18 protein-coding genes and 2 tRNA genes are annotated in these 17,220 nt (G+C 68.2%); 6 read left to right on the top strand and 14 right to left on the bottom strand.

Translation table 11 applies throughout. From position 1 onward, the window contains the following. Window positions 1-49: 49 nt before the first annotated feature. Window positions 50-2,920 (top strand): ATP-binding protein, encoded by a 2,871-nt coding sequence (locus tag Pmi06nite_RS42840; RefSeq protein WP_275409660.1) that lies wholly within the window; start codon window positions 50-52, stop codon window positions 2,918-2,920. 54 nt (window positions 2,921-2,974) lie between these two features. Here Pmi06nite_RS42840 and Pmi06nite_RS40555 read toward each other — a convergent pair whose 3' ends face one another. The 11 genes from Pmi06nite_RS40555 to pnuC form a co-directional block, all read right to left on the bottom strand. After that, entirely contained in the window at window positions 2,975-3,544 is a 570-nt protein-coding gene (locus Pmi06nite_RS40555) for a TMEM165/GDT1 family protein (protein ID WP_203958576.1), read from the bottom strand. Window positions 3,545-3,790: 246 nt separating this feature from the next. Then, on the bottom strand, window positions 3,791-4,840 hold the full coding sequence (locus Pmi06nite_RS40560) for a UDP-N-acetylmuramate dehydrogenase (protein WP_203958577.1): 1,050 nt from the start codon (window positions 4,838-4,840) through the stop codon (window positions 3,791-3,793). A 138-nt stretch (window positions 4,841-4,978) separates the two neighbouring features. Continuing rightward, window positions 4,979-5,407, bottom strand: coding sequence for a MaoC family dehydratase (locus tag Pmi06nite_RS40565; RefSeq protein ID WP_203958578.1), 429 nt, complete (start codon window positions 5,405-5,407; stop codon window positions 4,979-4,981). Between the two features lie 2 nt (window positions 5,408-5,409). Further along, window positions 5,410-5,859, bottom strand: coding sequence for a MaoC family dehydratase N-terminal domain-containing protein (locus Pmi06nite_RS40570; RefSeq protein ID WP_203958579.1), 450 nt, complete (start codon window positions 5,857-5,859; stop codon window positions 5,410-5,412). Window positions 5,860-6,254: 395 nt separating this feature from the next. Next, complete coding sequence (gene rpmG, locus Pmi06nite_RS40575; protein ID WP_203881979.1) at window positions 6,255-6,419, bottom strand: 50S ribosomal protein L33; 165 nt, start codon at window positions 6,417-6,419, stop codon at window positions 6,255-6,257. Window positions 6,420-6,499: 80 nt separating this feature from the next. Then, a tRNA-Met gene (locus Pmi06nite_RS40580) sits at window positions 6,500-6,573 on the bottom strand. 156 nt (window positions 6,574-6,729) lie between these two features. Beyond that, window positions 6,730-6,802 (bottom strand) — tRNA-Thr (locus Pmi06nite_RS40585). A 106-nt stretch (window positions 6,803-6,908) separates the two neighbouring features. Then, a complete protein-coding gene (locus tag Pmi06nite_RS40590) occupies window positions 6,909-7,385 on the bottom strand; it encodes a hypothetical protein (protein WP_203958580.1) in 477 nt (158 codons plus the stop codon). A 62-nt stretch (window positions 7,386-7,447) separates the two neighbouring features. After that, on the bottom strand, window positions 7,448-7,657 hold the full coding sequence (locus Pmi06nite_RS40595) for a transposase (RefSeq protein WP_203958581.1): 210 nt from the start codon (window positions 7,655-7,657) through the stop codon (window positions 7,448-7,450). A 104-nt stretch (window positions 7,658-7,761) separates the two neighbouring features. Continuing rightward, complete coding sequence (locus tag Pmi06nite_RS40600; protein ID WP_203958582.1) at window positions 7,762-8,883, bottom strand: AAA family ATPase; 1,122 nt, start codon at window positions 8,881-8,883, stop codon at window positions 7,762-7,764. Then, complete coding sequence (pnuC, locus tag Pmi06nite_RS40605) at window positions 8,880-9,521, bottom strand: nicotinamide riboside transporter PnuC (protein WP_203958583.1); 642 nt, start codon at window positions 9,519-9,521, stop codon at window positions 8,880-8,882. The genes Pmi06nite_RS40600 and pnuC overlap by 4 nt, the downstream gene beginning before the upstream one ends. A 418-nt stretch (window positions 9,522-9,939) precedes the next feature. On the opposite strand from pnuC, the gene Pmi06nite_RS40610 reads away from it, so the two are divergent. Beyond that, window positions 9,940-11,751: a trypsin-like serine protease gene (locus Pmi06nite_RS40610; RefSeq protein ID WP_203958584.1), complete on the top strand. Its 1,812-nt coding sequence runs from the start codon at window positions 9,940-9,942 to the stop codon at window positions 11,749-11,751. Window positions 11,752-11,894: 143 nt separating this feature from the next. Then, the gene (locus Pmi06nite_RS40615; protein ID WP_203958585.1) at window positions 11,895-12,500 is read left to right on the top strand and encodes a cadmium resistance transporter; all 606 of its coding nucleotides are present in this window, start codon (window positions 11,895-11,897) and stop codon (window positions 12,498-12,500) included. A 55-nt stretch (window positions 12,501-12,555) separates the two neighbouring features. Here Pmi06nite_RS40615 and Pmi06nite_RS40620 read toward each other — a convergent pair whose 3' ends face one another. Then, window positions 12,556-13,359 carry an IclR family transcriptional regulator gene (locus Pmi06nite_RS40620; RefSeq protein WP_203958586.1) on the bottom strand — a complete coding sequence of 268 codons (804 nt, stop codon included), beginning with the start codon at window positions 13,357-13,359 and terminating at the stop codon, window positions 12,556-12,558. Window positions 13,360-13,696: 337 nt separating this feature from the next. On the opposite strand from Pmi06nite_RS40620, the gene Pmi06nite_RS40625 reads away from it, so the two are divergent. Further along, window positions 13,697-14,107 carry a RidA family protein gene (locus Pmi06nite_RS40625; protein ID WP_203958587.1) on the top strand — a complete coding sequence of 137 codons (411 nt, stop codon included), beginning with the start codon at window positions 13,697-13,699 and terminating at the stop codon, window positions 14,105-14,107. Then, window positions 14,104-15,183, top strand: a complete 1,080-nt coding sequence (locus Pmi06nite_RS40630) for an aminotransferase class V-fold PLP-dependent enzyme (RefSeq protein ID WP_203958588.1) — start codon at window positions 14,104-14,106, stop codon at window positions 15,181-15,183. Before Pmi06nite_RS40625 ends, Pmi06nite_RS40630 begins: the two co-directional genes overlap by 4 nt. A 57-nt stretch (window positions 15,184-15,240) precedes the next feature. Here the strand turns inward: Pmi06nite_RS40630 and Pmi06nite_RS40635 are convergent, their stop codons facing one another. Both Pmi06nite_RS40635 and Pmi06nite_RS40640 read right to left on the bottom strand, forming a co-directional pair. Beyond that, window positions 15,241-15,936, bottom strand: coding sequence for a class I SAM-dependent methyltransferase (locus tag Pmi06nite_RS40635; RefSeq protein WP_203958589.1), 696 nt, complete (start codon window positions 15,934-15,936; stop codon window positions 15,241-15,243). After that, entirely contained in the window at window positions 15,933-16,292 is a 360-nt protein-coding gene (locus Pmi06nite_RS40640; RefSeq protein WP_203958590.1) for a hypothetical protein, read from the bottom strand. Before Pmi06nite_RS40640 ends, Pmi06nite_RS40635 begins: the two co-directional genes overlap by 4 nt. Window positions 16,293-16,442: 150 nt before the next feature. Between Pmi06nite_RS40640 and Pmi06nite_RS40645 the strand changes: the two genes are divergently transcribed. Then, window positions 16,443-16,979: a VanZ family protein gene (locus Pmi06nite_RS40645; protein WP_203958591.1), complete on the top strand. Its 537-nt coding sequence runs from the start codon at window positions 16,443-16,445 to the stop codon at window positions 16,977-16,979. The last annotated feature ends 241 nt before the right edge of the window (window positions 16,980-17,220 follow it).

The following is a 17,220-nucleotide window of genomic DNA, read 5'->3' on the forward strand; positions in this document are numbered from 1 at the left end:
CCTGATAAATCAGGGGAAGCATCACAGAGGGCATGAAATGCTGAATGACATGACGCGCCGTGCGGTGAGCCCTGTCTTCGTCGGGCGGGGCGCGGAACTGGGGACCCTGGACGAGGCCTTCGAACAGGCCCGCAAGCAGGCGACGTCAGCCGTTCTCGTCGGCGGCGAGGCAGGCGTGGGGAAGACACGCCTGACCGTCCGGTTCGCCGAACAGGCCGCCCAGGACGGCGCCCACGTGCTCATCGGGGGCTGCGTGGAGCTGTCCACGGAGGGTCTGGCCTACGCCCCCTTCACCGCGGTCCTGCGCCAACTCGTCAGAGAGACCAGCGCGGGCGAGGTGGCCGCTCTCCTCCCCGAGGGGGCGGCACGCGAGCTGGCCAGGCTGCTGCCCGAGTTCGGCGAGCCCAGCAGCGACGAGGAGAGCGATTCCGCCAGGGCGCGGCTGTTCGAGCTGATCCTCACCCTGCTGGAACGGCTGGCGGAACGGCGGCCGCTGATCCTCCTCATCGAGGACATCCACTGGGCGGACCGGTCGAGCCGTGACCTCATCGCGTTCCTGAGCCGCAACCTCAGGACGTCTCCCGTTCTCATGGTGATGACCTACCGGTCCGACGAGCTCCACCGGACCCACCCGCTCCGGCCCGTCCTGGCGGAACTGGTCCGGGTGGACGGCGTCATCCGTCTCGATCTGCCCCGCTTCACCCAGGACGAGGTCGCCGCGCAGATGGCCGGCATCCTCGGCGTCGCCCCCGAGTTCGCCAGGGTCGACAACGTCTTCGAGCGCAGCGGCGGCATCCCGCTCTTCGTCGAGGCGCTTCTCGAGCACGTCGACGACTGCTCGTTCCCCGACTCGCTGCACGACCTGATCATCGGATCCGTCGAGCGGCTCCCCGAGGAGACGCAACGAGTCCTGCGGACGGCCGCCGCCGGCGGCATCCGCGTCGGGCAACCGCTGCTCGCGCTCGTCAGCGGCCTGTCGGACATCGACCTCGAGAACGCGTTGCGGCCCGCCATCGCGGCCAACGTGCTCCAGGTGGCGGACGGCGGCGCCTACGCGTTCCGGCACGCCCTGATCCGCGAGGCCGTCCACGACGAACTGCTCCCGGGAGAGCATGCGCGGATGCACGCGCGCTACGCCGAGGAGATCGACAGGGACCGCAGGCTCGTTCCCCATGGCCGGGCGGCCATCGAGATCGCCCATCACTGGTACTCCGCCCGCGATGACCTGTGGGCCCTGATCTCCGCGTGGGAGGCGGCCCAGAAGGCGGCCAAGTCGTTCGCCTACACCGAGCAGATCCAGCTCCTCGAACGCGTGCTGACCCTGTGGAACAAGGTCCCGGACGCCGCCGACCGGATCGGCGTGGACCACATCACGGTGCTGGAACGCGCGTCCGAGGCGGCGCACGTGTCGGGGGACATGGAACGCAGCATGAAGTTCGTCAGGGGCGCCCTGGCCGAGCTCGACGAGCGGGACGCGCCCGAGCGTGTGGCCGAACTCCTGGTGCGGATGGCCAACATCAAGCAGCAGCGGGGCAAGCCGGGCGCTCTCGACGATCTCCGGCATGCGGAGAGTCTCGTCCCGCTTCCCGGTGACATGCGGACCCTGGTGCTCGCTCGGCTCGGTTCGGAGCTGATGTTGTCGAACCAGGTGGTCGAGGGGACCGCGGTCACCGAAGAGGCGCTGTGCGTCGCACGTGAACGAGGGCACGAGGTTCAGGAGGCCGACCTGCTGATGAACCTGGCGCTCGGCCACTCGATCTCGGGAGATCTCGAGACGACGTTCGCGACGAACGAACGCGCGCTGGCCATCGGCACACGGCTGAAGTCGGCCCGCGTGATACTCCGCGCACTCGGCAACAACGTGGACGCGCTGGACAACCTGGGCCGCTCGGAAGACGCCGTCGCGCTCGCCATCGAGGGTGAGAAGCTCGCCCGGCAGTACGGCAGGTACCGCCATCAGGGGGTCTTCATCGCCAACAACCGGGCGGAGGCGCTGGAGTCCCTCGGCCGGTGGGACGAAGTGATCGAGCTCGTAGACGAGGCCATGAAGATGGGCCCGTCACTCCGGAACCGGTGGCATCTGCTGCGCGTCAGGGCCGACATCGCGATCGCCAGGGGCGAGGACGACGTGGCCCAGAACAGCCTGGCCGAGGTGGGCGCCCTGGCTCCCCTCCCCACGCTGTGGACCCAAGAGTGGATCTACAACACCCGCCTGCGCCTGGCCTGGCACCTGTTCAGGGGCGAGCCGCTCAAGGCTCTCGAAGTGGCCGAGGTGGCGCTGACGAACCCGCCCCTGTCGCAGAAGGCCATGCTGGGCTGGCGGCTGCTCGCCTCCATCCGGCTCGCCTGCGACGCGGCGGCGCCCAGTGACAGCGCCCGAGCCGCCGCCGTGCGTGCCAGAGGCGACCTGCTGGCGGCCGGCATGGAGAGCGACGGGCCCGTGAGCGGGGCCTTCCGTCTGATCTACGAGGGTGAATTCGACACCGCGGCAGCGGCGTGGAAGCGGCTCGGGCGTCCCTACGCCCGGAGCAAGGCGCTCCTCCACGCCGCGGGCGACGCCGCCACCTCAGGTGACCGCGACGGCGCGTGCGAGCGGCTCCGCGAGGCTCACCCTCTCGCCGTCTCGTTGCGGGCGACTCCGCTGGTGACGCAGATCGAGGCCCTGGCCCGCCGTGTCGGGAACCCGCTCGGCGAGTCCGTACGGCAGGCCGCCCGCGATGAGCAGATTCTGCTGACGCCACGTGAGGTGGAGGTCCTGCGACTCGTGGCGGCGGGACGGAGCAACCGCGAGATCGCGGCCGAGCTGTTCATCTCGGCCAAGACCGCCAGCGTTCACGTGTCGAACATCCTGCCCAAGCTCGGCGTCTCGAGCCGGGGCGAGGCGGCGGCGGCCGCGCACCGCCTCTCCCTGCTGGGCTGACGCCGACTCAGGCGAACCTCGGTAGGACGAACAACGATTCAGGCGAACGACGGCTCAGGCGAACAACGGCTCGGCCAGCAGGATCACGCCGAAGACGGCGAACGCGGCGGCCGCGCCGTACCGGATCCACTTCTCCGGCAGATGCTTGCCGAGCAGGCGCCCCACGAGGATCGCGAGGGCGTCCGCTGCCACCATGCCGACGGTCGAGCCGATCCAGGTGCCGAACCAGCCGTGCTGCGTCGCCAGCGTGATGGTCGCCAGCATGGTCTTGTCGCCGAGTTCACTGAGGAAGAACGCGATCCCGACGGCGAAGACGGCCGTGCGCCGTGCCCTGGCGGCCTTGCTCCGCTCCTCCTCGGTCAACTTGTCTCCACGCAGCGTCCACGCGGCGAAGGCCAGGAACGCGATTCCCGCGGCGATGGAGATCGCGGTGGTGGGGAGATTGTCGCCGATCAGGCCGCCGAGGCCCACGCTCACGAGGTGGACCAGCGCCGTGGCGATCGTGATGCCCGTGAGCACGGGTAAGAGCTTGAATCGGGTCGCGAAGGTCATGGCCATGAGCTGGCTCTTGTCGCCGAGCTCTGCCACGAAGATCACGAACAGAGAGATCCAGAACGCCTGCACAGGTCGCCTTTCTTCATGCGCGACCGGGCCGGCGATCCTCACCCGGGGGAGTCCGGGCATGGCTTCGGCCCGGCAGCATGGCTGTCGGGCCGAAAGTCTCGTCCGCCGCATGGGCTCCACGACCGGGCCGTTCGAGCCGGAAAGGCTCGGGCCAGTGTGTCGATCAGTGGATTGTGGACTACTCCCCTTCGGATGGTTCTGTAGGAGTCTACCGGCAGGAGGCAAATGCCCGGCTTCCGGTACCGGTCAGAGGGTGATCCCGACCAGCACGGGCTCGTTAACCAGCGTCACGCCGAACTTCTCGATCACGCCGTCGCGGACCTCGCGCGCCAGGGCGAGCAGGTCCTGGGCGCTCGCCTCGCCGGACGGGTTGGTCAGGGCCAGCGTGTGCTTGGTCGAGATCCGCACGGCTCCCCGTTCGTAGCCCTTGGGGAAGCCGGCGTGTTCGATCAGCCAGGCCGCGGGGATCTTGACGGATCCGCCGGGCACGTCCCATCGGGGGTGTCCCGGGGCACGCAACTCCAGGTCGGCTGCCTGCTCCGCGCTCAGGATCGGGTTGGTGAAGAACGACCCGGCGCTGCGGGTGTCGGGGTCGGCCGGGTCGAGGACCATGCCCTTGCCCCGGCGCAGCCCGAGCACGACCTCCCGCACCTCAGCGAGCGGCATCCGGGCGCCGATCTCCACGCCCAGCCGGTCGGCGAGTTCCTTGTACGCGATGGGGCCGGACGTCTCCGACCGCTCCAGCGCGTACGTCACCTCGAGCACGACGTGACGGCCCGGATCGTCCTTGAACGCGCTGTGCCGGTAGGCGAATCCGCACTCCGCCGAGGTGAGGTCGTTGATCTCACCGGTCATCCGGTCGTAGACGCGCACGCCGACGATCGTCTGCGAGACGTCCTGCCCGTAGGCCCCCACGTTCTGGATCGGCGTCGAGCCCACCAGCCCGGGAACGCCGGACAGGCATTCGAGCCCCGACCAGCCCTCCGCCACGCATCGGGCGACCAGGGCGTCCCAGTCCTCCCCCGCCTGGACGGTGACCAGGATCCGATCATCGGTGTCCGTGGGGTCGACTCCCTTGCTGGACACATGGACCACCAGGCCGTCGAAGCCCTCGTCGGACACGACCAGATTGCTGCCGCCGCCGAGGACCAGAACCGGCTCGCCCTCCCTGTCGGCCTCGGAGATGATCTCGACCAGCTCGTCCTGCGTACGGGCCTCTGTGAAGGCGTGTGCGGGTCCGCCCACCCGCAATGTGGTGTACGGCCCGAGCCGTACCTCTGCCAGCCGGTCAGCCATCGGATTCCTCAGGGAGATCGGAAACCGCCCGGCCGTCGTGACCGGGCGGAGCGCCGAGGCGATCCCACGGCCCTGCCAGCTTACGATCTCGCGGGGCCGCGTTCGTCCCGGAAACGTCGCAGTGGCCCCATGATCGACTCAGGACAGCTGGACGACGGCCCGCGCCTTGGACAGGACCCGGGCGTCGCCGGACCGCGCGTTGAGCGCGACCACGACACGCTTGTCCTCGAGCTTGTCCTCGATGACCCCGCTGATCGTGATGGTGGCGCCCTGGTCGTCGTCGGGAACGACCACCATCGACGAGAAGCGCACGCCGTAGTCGACGACCGCGCCGGGATCGCCCGCCCAGTCCGTGACGAAGCGGCCGCCCTCGGCCATGGTGAACATGCCGTGCGCGATGACGTCGGGCAGGCCGACCGACTTCGCGTGCCGCTCGTTCCAGTGGATGGGGTTGAAGTCGCCTGAGGCGCCCGCGTACATGACGAGGTTGACCCGGCGCACCTGGTACTCGACGGCCGGGATCTCCTGGCCTACCTGTACCTCGTCGTACTTGATCGTCGCAGCCATGGTTACGCCGCCCCTCCCCGCTCCACGATGGTGTTGTAGGCCTGGCACACGAGCTCGCCGGTGGTGCTGGTGACATCGCTGCGGATGGTCAGGAACTCGTTGCGGCCGACGCTGCGGATCTCCGTGATCGTCGAGGTGCAGACGAGTTCGTCGCCGGCGTAGATCGGGCGGCGGTACTCGAACCGCTGCTCGCCGTGGACGACCATCGCGTAGTTGAGCCCGAGGCCGGGGTCGGAGATCCCGTTGCCCGCGCCCGAGAGGCTGAACACGATCGGGAAGGTCGGCGGAGCGATCACGTCAGGGTGACCGGCCGCGACGGCGGCCTCCTTGTCCCGGTAGATCGGGTTGTCGTCACCGATCGCGGTGGCGAACTCCCTGATCTTCATGCGGCTGACCTCGTAGGGAGCGGACGCCTCGAATGTCCGCCCGACGAAATCGCGGTTCAAAGCCATGAGGTGGGGCTCCTTCGCGGCTGAAGAGCTGTCGGGGCCGACGCTAACAGAACAAGGTTCGGCTGTCGCGGGACGGCTGACCGCCCCCGTCGGCCGACTCAACCCTAGCGACGGGCGGGGCCGGGGGATCAGTCGGCCGTCGCCGGCAGATGACGGTCTGCACTCATGTGGACATGACAAACCGGCGATCCCGCGAGAGGACCGCCGGTCGTGTGTATTGAGATGTCCTGAAGTGTCGCTGAAGGTCCCCGTCGACTCGATCGGCTGTACGCCTCAACGAGTCTCGGTGCGGCCGGTGGCACCCACCCGGTCCCAAGGACACAGGTGATGCCTCAAACCCCGTCCAGCCAACCGCCCGGGTAGCACTTCCCCCCGGACGACCGCAGAGATGACGCTTAGCGGGTCTCGCGGTGCGCCTGGTGGCACTTGCAGTTGGGGCAGTACTTCTTCAGCTCAAGCCGATCCGGGTCGTTACGCCGGTTCTTCCGCGTGATGTAGTTGCGGTGCTTGCACTCCTGGCAGGCCAGCGTGATCTTAGGCCTAACGTCGGTGGCAGCCACGTGGGAGTGCCTTTCTGCGTTCGGGACTACTGGACAACCCCGGCCTGATCACCTTCGAGGAGGGGACCCGGCTGGGGTAGTAGCGGAGGCCGGACTTGAACCGGCGACACAGCGATTATGAGCCGCTTGCTCTGCCTGACTGAGCTACTCCGCCTGGACCGGAAAAACAGGGACCGGCCACGCAAGGATACCCGACCTGTACGGCACCCGCGCACGCGCGAGCAAACCATGATCGGGTGCCACAGATGGAGAGACCCCCACCAAGCCAAAAGCCCCACCCGAATTGGATCGGATAGGACTTTTGTGCCAGAGCCCCCAAACGGAATCGAACCGTTGACCTTCTCCTTACCATGGAGACGCTCTGCCGACTGAGCTATAGGGGCACGTCCGCAAGGGCTTTCGCACCGCGGACAGGTGCAACCTTACACGTCCACGACGACCGATGCGAAATCAATCTCCGAGTCCTTTCCGGGCACGCCGGAGTCCGTTTCAGGGGGTCGGCAGCGTGCCGGTCAGGTCGGCCCTGTCCCTCTGGTCCTCCGGCACCTGCGCCGTGATCTCGTACTTCGTGAAGTAGCCCTTGCCCCTGACCGGTGAGACGTTGCTCAGCGTCACCGTGGCCTCGTACGGCCTGTCCATGCATGCGGGCAGGCACCAGGTCCCGGTCAGTTTCCCGGCTCCGGCCGCCCGGGTGGGCCCCCAGCTCTGCCAGACCACCTGGTTGAGCGTGCTGAACTCCGAGAGCGTCAGGTCGCCGGGCCGTTGGTCGCTCCGGCCCTCCTCCGCGCCGTGGAAGTTCAGGACGTAGATCGGCGTCTCCGCGCCGTCCTCCGCACCGGTCGCCGAGCCGGGAGAGCCGCACGACGTCATGGCCGGCACCGTCAGGCACGCGGTCAGCAGGCACAACGCCGCGAAACGGCGCGCCTTGGAGATCGACACCGTCGTGGGTGCGGCAGACAGGCGCATTGGTTCCCCCTCAGGTCTCTGTTTCCCTGACGTTAGAGGGGTTACGCCTCACGCACCGGCGACTAACGGACGGCGGTCCGCAGATCGCCCCCCGCACGCGGAAGAGGGATCACTTCGCAGAGGTCGGCCAGATCGACGAATCGGGCCACCTCCTCGACGGACAGGCAGTCGGCGACGAGCATGCCCCCGCGCCGGACGCGGAGGACCTGGCGCCCGCAGCGATCCGCGGGCACGATCTCGAAACCGTCAGGTCCCACCCATCGCCTGCCCATAGGTGGACAAGCTAGCCGCTTTTCCCACCCATTTCTCGAAATGACACGCGCATCCGGAGACCACGTGCGTCCATCGCGGGATCTTCGGCAAGCGGGGAAACGGCTCACGTCTCGGCGGTGAGCGGGCGCGTGAACCCCCAGCCTTTCGCCAGCAGCGCGTCGACCTCCCGTACGGCTCTCGCGAGCCGTTCGTCCGGCGAACCCGTGACGATCACATGCGGCAGGCGCCTTTCCCGCAGGGTGCGCCGGAAGCGCCGGTCCATGTGCTCACGGATGAGCTCGCCGTCCCGCCAGCCGTCCTGCTCGAACGGCACACCTTCGACGGACGTGTGAATCCACAGATCGTGCCGTGCCCGCTCGTGCATCCGAACGACCTCGGGCGATCCGGAGCCGAGATAACGCTCGTGCCAGACGGAGGTGGCCAGGGCGTCGGTGTCGCAGACGAGCAGCGGGGAACCCACCCGGGCCGCGGCGTCCTCCCAGGCGAGTTGGCGCTCGGCGATCAGGGTGAACTCCGCCGACTCCCACGGCAGATCATCCAGCCATGGTTCGGGTTCGCCGTTCTTCTTCGCCGTACGGCGGGCCACCGCAAGCTTCTCCTCGCAGTAGGTCCTGCCGTACTCGGGGACCCAGCGGGTGGCGGCCCAGGCACCGCCGCGCGCGGCGAAACTCGCCGCCAGCGCCCTGGCGAGTGTCGTGGTGCCGCTCGACTCGGCTCCCACGACCACGACACGGCGGGCGAGGAAGGCCCGCACCGCGGGGCGGAGCCGGTGCCATGCCGCCACCGGGTCGTCACGGACCTCGGTGCCGCTGATCGGATGCCTCTCACGTGCGGGGTCGACGTCGACGTGGACGGCGTCGAACCTGCGCGCCAGTTCGGAGCCGTAGGGCTCGGAGGAGAAGACCGCGTCGATCTCAGGAACCGAGCCGTGGGCCATCGCCAGCGCGTGCCGGAACACGGCGACGTGGGCCGTCCAGATCTCCGGGTCGTCGTAGTCGATGTCGACGTCGTCGACGACGGGAGCGATCACGACGTTCGGCTGCGGATGCGCCTCCCTGAGCCATGCCGTACGGCCGGCCAGCGGAATGCTCTCCACGCTCGACGCCGCGACGACGACGGTGACCGTGGCGCATCGTCCGGCCGCGGTGTCGATCAGGTGGTGATGTCCGGCGTGCGGAGGATAGAACTTGCCGATCACGAGGCCGTGGGCGAATGTCGGGTTCATGCCGCCACCGCCACCGGCTGTGCGGCCATGTCCCTGCGCCAGGCCAGCAGCCCCGCGACGCAGAGAGCGAGGAAGATCACGTACAGGGCGCCGGTCAGGTAGAGCCCCTTGTAGGCGTAGAGCGGGATGTAGATCACATCGACGGCGATCCACAACCACCACGACTCCAGCAGCTTCCGGCACTGACCGTAGGTCGCCATGAGGGAGAGGGCGGTGGTCAGGGCGTCCCAGAACGGCACCGCGGAGTCGGTCCACGTGGCCAGGACCGCCGTGAGCGCGGCGGTCGCCGCGACGCCGGCCGACACGAGCCAGGTCCATTCGGCCGGGCCGGTCCGGGTGACCGAGAGCCTCCTCCGCCCGGCTCCGCCGTACAGCCACTGCCACCAGCCGTACAGCCCGAGCAGGACGTAGACGATCTGCAGAGCGGCGTCGGCGTACAGGCCGGCGGAGAGGAAGACCAGTCCCAGCAGGACGACGTTGGCGACGCCGATCGGCCAGTTCGCGATGTGCTGGCGGACCACGAGCCAAACGGTGAGAGCGCCCGACGCGAAGCCGAGCACTTCCGCCCAACTCGTGGAAACGCCCCGGAACGCGAATGCGGGCTCCAGTAAGGGTCCCAGCAGATCGGTGAGCGCCATGACCGCCTCCTTAATCGTCACCTTGACGATAACAGGTGATCCTTAAGCGCGAAATATCGTGATCAGCCCTTTCGAGGCCCGTCCAGAGCCCGCCCGGGGCACGGCGAGGGCTCGGGGCTGCACACGACGCAGGACTACGGCGTGGCACGGTCCATACACCCAATGGAACGGGATCGGAATTCTTTTCGGCGTTTTTCGAAATTAGGCCGTGAGGAATAGCCCGAACCTGTCCACTTGCGTCGGCAATGTCGGCAATAAGTTACAAAGCGATCTCGTGATCTACCTTGCCTTGGTACATCCCGCTAGCATCTACCTCGTCAGATGTGCGCGAACACACGTTCCTCAGGCGTGTGAGGCCGTCTGACGTCAGGCGTCAGGCGCACTCGGGGAGTGCGCCTTCTTCTTACAGGGGACCCCCTTGAATCCTGCTCTGCCCGGCGGGAGAAGGACTGGCGTTCGCCGTTCCCTCTCCGCTGCGGTCCTTGCGCTCGGGCTCGTCGGCACCGGCGTGGCCACCACCGTGTCGGCCGCCTCCGCGTCAGCCACCGCGAACGCGTCGGCACCCGTGACCGAAACCCCCGGGGAAGCCAAGGCCCGTACCCAGCAGATCCGCGCCGCAGCCGAAAAGCGCGGCCTCATCAAGAAGTCGGTAAGGCAAGAGTCGCAGGCGAACTCCACTGAGGGGTCGCCCGAACTCTCGACGTCGGCTCCCAGGCCGCAGATCGTCGGCGGCTCCACCACCACCATCAGTTCGGCGCCCTACATCGTCCAGCTCTGGTACCAGGACGCGACCCGCCCGGACTACGTGCTCTTCTACTGCGCCGGAACGCTGATCGCGCCGAACAAGGTGCTGACGGCCGCTCACTGCGTCTCCGGCTTCGACTGGGTGCACAAGGGCGAGGTCGACGGCGGCGTCAGCACCCTGAGCGCCACGAACTACAAGTGGGCGCTCGTCAAGCGTCAGTGGGTCAACCCGTCCTTCAACAAGAACACGCTCGACAACGACGTCGCCATCCTCACGCTCGACCGGCCGATGCCGCTGAGCGTCGCCCCGATCGCGATGGGCGCCGACATCGCGCTGTACAAGGCGGGCACCTATGCGACGGTCTTCGGCTGGGGAACCACAACCTCTGCCCCGGCCGGCCCGTCCAACGTGCTGAAGATGGCCAAGCTGCCGATCCAGGCGGATTCCACCTGCGACTCGGCACTCCGCGACCCTGTGTCGGGCGACCAGTTCATCAACGGTCACATGGTCTGCGCCGGCCCGCCCGGGACCGGCACCGACTCCACGACCACCTCCACCTGCCCGGGCGACTCCGGTGGTCCGCTGGTGGTCCGCGGCAAGGTCGTGGGCATCGTCTCCTGGGGCATCGGCATCCGTGACTCCAGCACAGGCGAGTGGATCAAGAACTGTGGCGTGAAGGGCACGTACCCCGTCTTCACCAAGGTCAGCGCGTACGCCGGTGTCGCCAAGGCACGGACCTACGACACGGACGCGACCGGCGACGGCAACGCGGACGTGTTCGCCCGCGCCTCAACGGGCGGCACGGCGAGGTTCTACAAGGGCAAGACGCTCAGCACGTACTCGTCGGGCGGCAGCGGCTTCAGCACCTGGAACAAGGTCCTGCAGACGGACCTCAACCGTGACGGCATCAACGACTACATCGTGCGGACGACCTCGGGCGGCCTCTACTGGCGGCACAAGTCCGGGACCAAGACGGTCAACACCAAGATCTCGTCCAGCTACAAGACCGTCAAGCAGATCATCACCCCCGGTGACGTGAACGGCGACCTCAAGCCGGACCTGCTGTCGGTGACCTCCAAGGGCTCCCTGTACCTCTACGCGGGCAAGGGGAACGGCACCTTCGCCGGCGCCAAGGGGATCAGCACCGGCTGGCTCGCGTACGCCCAGGTGATCGGGCACGGCGACTACACCGGCGACGGACTGCCCGACCTCATCGGCCGCACCAGCAAGGGCGCGGTCTACCTGCACGCGGGCAACTCGACGGGGACCTTCTCCATGAGCTCCCGCAAGCTGCTGAGCACCACCAAGTTCCAGACCTCGAAGTACTTCTTCAGCCCGGGCGACGTGGACGGCGACGGCAAGTCCGACATCGTGACGGTCATCAGCTCCGGCTACATGTACCTGTACAAGGGCGACGGCAAGGGCAACTTCGCCAGCGCTGTGAGGGTCGCGACCGGCCTCAAGTCGTACAACCTCTTCGGCTGATCCTCAGCCGGTCGGCGCGCCCGTCGCGGGATCCGTCCCGCGGCGGGCGCGTCCTCGTTCGAGGGTCATCCGCTCCTCGATCGGGATCACGCCGGGGCAGGTGCCGCGCCGCGGGATTCGCCGCGAGCCTAGGCTGATCGCCCATGGGCGACCTCCTGGCAGCGATCGGAACGGGTACGGCCGTCTTCGCCGGAACCAACGTCGATGACATCATCATCTTGACGGTGTTGTTCCTGTCCTCCCGCGCGAGCGGCAGGCCGCGCCCGTGGCAGATCGTCGGCGGCCAGTACGCCGGCATCGCCGCGTTGGTGGCCGTCTCCGCCATCGCCGCGCTCGGGCTCACCATCGTCCCCGACCGATGGGTCGGCCTCCTCGGGCTCGTCCCCTTCGGCCTGGGGTTGTGGGGAATGATCAAAAGCATCCGGACCATCGACGCAGGTGTGGACCCCTCCCCAACCGTCGCGACCGGTCTGCTGTCGGTGGCGGGGGTGACCATCGCCAACGGGGCGGACAACATCTCCGTCTACACGCCGATGTTCCGCACCATCGGGGTGACCGCGGGCCTCGTCACGGTCACGGTCTTCACGGTGCTGGTCGCCGTCTGGTGTGCCGCCGGGTCCTGGCTCGGCTCACACGGCAGGGTCATCGCCGTCGTCGAGCGATTCGGCCACTGGCTCGTCCCCGCGGTCTTCATGGTGATCGGCGCCGTGATCGTCGTGGAGTCCGGCCTGATCGGCGGCCACGCGTGAGGTGCATCGGGTGACCCCGCCACGGGTCAGGCAACCGCCGTACCGTTGACCGAGGTCAGCGCTCGGCGGGGGACACGATCAGGTGCCCGGCGCGCAGCAGACCGGTCGCCGTCGAGGCCGCCTCGCGGACCGCCGTCGTCAGCGCGGCCTGCCGTTCCTGGAACCGGGCCGCCGGGACCGAGACCGTGAAGGACCCGGTCGGCGAACCCGTTTCGTCGAAGAAGGGCGCGGACAGACAACACACGCCCGCGCTGAACTCTTCGCGGTCCACCGCGTAGCCCCGCCTGCGCACCTGCGCCAACTCGACGATGAGCTCATCGTGGTCGACGATCGTGTGCGGGGTGACCGCGTCCAGTTCCACTCCCCTGAACATCGCCGCCACCTGCTCCTCGGGCAGGAAGGCGAGCACCGACTTGCATGAGGCTCGCGCGTGCATGTGCCCGGTGTAGCCGACATCGAGGTCGCCGACGCCGAGCGTGCCCTGGCCGGAGATGTAGTGCTGCAGCGTGAGCGTTCCGTGGTTCCAGCCGGAGACGAAGGACACCTCATTGAACTTGTTGTGCAGCCTGGTCAAGATCACCGCAAGCTCGGGCGACGGTCCCGACCTCCGCTGAAGGTGCCTGTTAAGTGAGGCGGCGCGGTGGCCGACATCGTAACGACCACTGGGAAGGCGGACCACGTACCCGCCCGCCAGCAAGGTGCGCAGCAGGTGGTAGCAGGTGCCGGGCTTGAGGCCCAACTGGCGGCTGAGCATCTTCGCGGTGGCGGTGCCGTCCGCGGCGGCGACGGCCTCCAAGACGTGCAGGCCGCGCTCCAGCGTGCGCAGCACGGTCTTCCTGCCGGCCTCCGGCTCACTCATGTCCCGCGTCCCGTGCCGCCTTCGCACGGGACGGCCCCTCTGCCACTCTCGGTCGCCGCGGCATCGGCCGCCTCCTTCTGCCCGCTCGCTGTGCGCCTTCGCGCACCAGAGTGACCCACTTTTTCGACTATCTGAAATCCAGCACGTCGGCCGATGAATGAGCCGGCCCGTCCTGTCTATCGTTTGCATCCCAGATCCGGCCCTCTGCCGGCCGATCGGCGAGGTCCGGGGCGGGGTATGGCACCGGATGATCGCCGCGGACGACCGATGCCGAGGACGAGACGGACGAGGCACTGAGCGTCGTGAACGAAGCCGTCCGGAACGAAGGAGAGAACCGTTGATCCACCGCTGGAACCCCGCCACCGTGGCCCCGCCGATCGGCCAGTACAGCCACCTCGCCTCGGTTCCAGCCGACCATGAGCTGGTGATGATCTCCGGCCAGGTCGGCGTACTCCCGAACGGGAGCCTCGCCGGCTCGGACTCCGAGACGCAGACACGGCAGATCTTCGCCAACATCGAGCGGCTGCTCGACTCGCTCGGTGCGGGGCCGGAGCACCTGATGAAGCTGTTCACCCTGGTCGCGGGCGTCGAGCACCTTGACGGCTGCCGCGCGGCGCGGCAGGAGACATTCGCGAGGTGGTACCCGGGCGGTGATTGGCCCGCCCATTCGCTCGCGGTGGTCGTGGCCCTGGCCGATCCGGCGCTGACCGTCGAGATCGAGGGCGTGGCCGCCCTGCCGCGTCGATGAGCCCGGAAGACTTCCGCGAACTCTTCCCGGCACTGCGCTCGACGGTGTGGCTGGACACGCCGGGTGCACCACCTGGCGCGGAACCGGTGACCGAGGCCCTGCACGAGGCTCTGTCCGCGTGGTCCACCGGCGCGTTCGACTGGCTCGAATGGGACGCGGCGGCCGCCGAGGCCCGGACCCTGTTCGCCCGGTTGATCGGGGTCGACCCCGCGACGGTGTCGACCCTCGGCTCGCTCGCCGAGGCGGCCGCCACGATCGCCGGATCACTGCCGCCCGGCCGGATCGTGGTGGCGGCCGAGGAGTTCCGCAGCAACCTGTTCCCGTGGCTGGCCCGGCACGACGTGGTGACCGTACCGGCCCGCGACGGCGGGACACAGGTGGAGGACCTGATCGCCGCGCTGGATGACAGGACCGTGCTGCTCGCCGTCAGCGAGGTGACCAGCAGGGAGGGGCAGCGGCTCGACCTGCCGGCCCTGCGGGACGCGACCGACCGGGTGGGCGCCCGGCTGTTCGTCAACCTGACGCAGTCACTGGGCGCGCTGCGCTTCGACATGGCGGCCGTGCGTCCCGATCACCTCGCCGTCCACGGCTACAAGTGGTTGCTGTGCCCGCGCGGCGCCGCCTGGCTCGTCACCAGGCCCGACCTGCTCGACGAGCTGACACCACTGGCGCCGAACTGGAAGTCGACCGGCCCGCCACACGGCTACTTCGGTGGTCCGATGCGACTGGCAGGCGATGCGAGCCGGTGCGACGCGTCCCCCGCCTGGTTCTCCTGGATCGGGGCCTGCGCGGCGCTGCGACTGCTCGGCTCGCTGGACGCCCGGCGCGTCGAGCGGCACTGCCTCGACCTCGCCCGCCACCTCACCGAGCAGGCGGGAAACCTCGGCCTGCGGCGCGTGGCCGGCGGCCCGCTCTCCCAGATCGTCGTGCTGCGCAGCGATCACGCCGACCGTATCTCCATGCGGCTCCGCGAGCACGGCGTACGGGCGACCGCGCTCGGCGACCGCGTACGTTTCGGTTTCCATTACTTCAACAACGAGGACGACGTGCGAACGACGCTGAGCGCCTTGTCCTGATCCGGACATGCCCGTAAGTGAGCCGATAGTGCTGTCATCCGAATCTCCGAGGTGGGGTCAGGGGCGTCGGAGCTTCACGGCGAGGAACGAGGGCGCTCGGTGAAGCCTGTCGTAGGCGGCTTCGTCGATCTCCCGAAGGCCGTCTGTGGGGCGCGGTTCGATCAGTTGCTCCAGCACGAACCCTGCGGCCAGCAGTTCGCCCAAGAACGTCTCCAAGGGCATGCGCTGGTAGTGGATCGAGAGTTTGCTGTCTCCGAGAGGCAGGTCTCTCCAGTCGTGGCTGAAGTACGAGCCGCCGAAGTGGCGCCAGTCGGCTGTGGGGTGGGTGGTCGACACCAGGAGCCATCCACCTGGTCGCAGGACGCGGCGCAGTTCGCCCAGCAGTTGCATCCGGTTCCTGATGTGCTCGTACACGAGTGCGCAGACCACACCGTCGAACGATGTGTCAGCGGCGAAATCGAGTGGCTCTTCTAGATTGTGGAGGAGTAGTTCTGCATCGCCGTTCACACGTGCTTGTGCGTGGCGCAGTAGCGTGGCGCTGCCTTCGATCCCCACCACCCGGGCGCCGCGGGCCGACAGTTCGGCCGCATAGTGGCCTGCTCCACAGCCGACATCCAGGATTTCGGCCCCGGAAACATTCCCCGCGAGTCGCAGCATCGCGGGCCTGTCGGTGTAGGCGTTGTAGGGGCTCGTATCCGCGTGCTTGGCGAAGAAGTCGCCGAGCCCGTCGTGGTAAGCGGTCGGCTGGTTCATCGGGACATCATGGCGGTGCCCGCGAGTTCATCGCTATCGAGATCGGGTACGCCGCTGAGCACTTCGGCCACGGTGATCGAGCGGGCGTTGGCCTTGATGATGCGAGCGCTGCGGGCTGCCGCGTCGTGTCGCGGCGAACCGGACAGGACACGCATCGAGGAGAAGACAGCCCCGGCGGCGGTGCAGCCGAAGACGCCCGCGTCCAACTTGAGCTCGCGTTCGGTTACGGCGTGAGCAAGGTCGTGAGGAACTCGGAATTTTCGGTCGTAGGAGCGCATCTCCAAGGTGACGCCGTCGCGGCGGTGCACGGCGATGCGGCAGCGATCACCTTCGGCCCGCATGAAGACAAGGCGCATGCCTCCATCATGAGGATGCCCACCCATTCGGGCCATCCGTTTTCTCCTGGACCAGTCGCCGAGGAACTGGGATGCCGGCGCTGCGAGGGCTTCGTATTCCGGCGCCGGGACCTATCCCCATCGAGGGCGACGCCCTGGCATCATGATCCGGTGCACCAGGCATGGAACGCATGGGGACACGTAGTCATCGCGGCCTTCCTGGCGCTTCCCGCCGCAGGTCTGGTCGCGTTGTTCCTCGCGCACCGCCGCAGCCGCCGGGGGCATCCCGCTCCCCGCCGCACGGCCATCGCGGACGTCGCCGTCGTGGCCGGAACCGCTCCTTGGATCTGGATGATTCTCACGCCCGGGACCTTGCAGCTTGTGCACCTCGTTCCCCTGGTCGACCTGGCGGACCAGATCACGCTGATGTCACCGGGAGCGGCGTTCGCACAGATCGCAGGCAATCTCCTGGTCTTCTCGGCGCTCGGTGCGATGCTCCCGGTCCGCTCACCGCGCTTCGCCTCGCTCAGGGCGGTCGCCGCCGTCGCGGCCACGGCGTCGCTCACCGTCGAGGTGCTCCAGTACGTCCTGCGACTCGGTCGGGTGAGCTCCGTGGACGACGTGATCCTGAACACGGCAGGTGCCGTGCTCGCGGCGCTCGTCACTCGCAGGTGGTGGGCCCGCAGGACGGATACTCACGGATCATGAAGCGAAGAAGCCCCCGACCGGCATTTCTGCCGATCAGGGGCTCTTCATGCCTCTCCGCACCACGCTGATCTGGATCGAGACGGACTCAACCGACACGACCTAGGAGATCCTGCGGCGGTAGGAGGCCATGGCGAAGTAGTAGGCGACGACGAGGATGCCGACGCACCAGGCGAGGGCGATCCAGATGTCGGAGCCGACCGGCTGCTGTGTGAACAGGCCGCGGATGGCGTTGACGATGGAC

The organism is Planotetraspora mira, from assembly GCF_016863275.1.
GTDB lineage: Bacteria > Actinomycetota > Actinomycetes > Streptosporangiales > Streptosporangiaceae > Planotetraspora > Planotetraspora mira.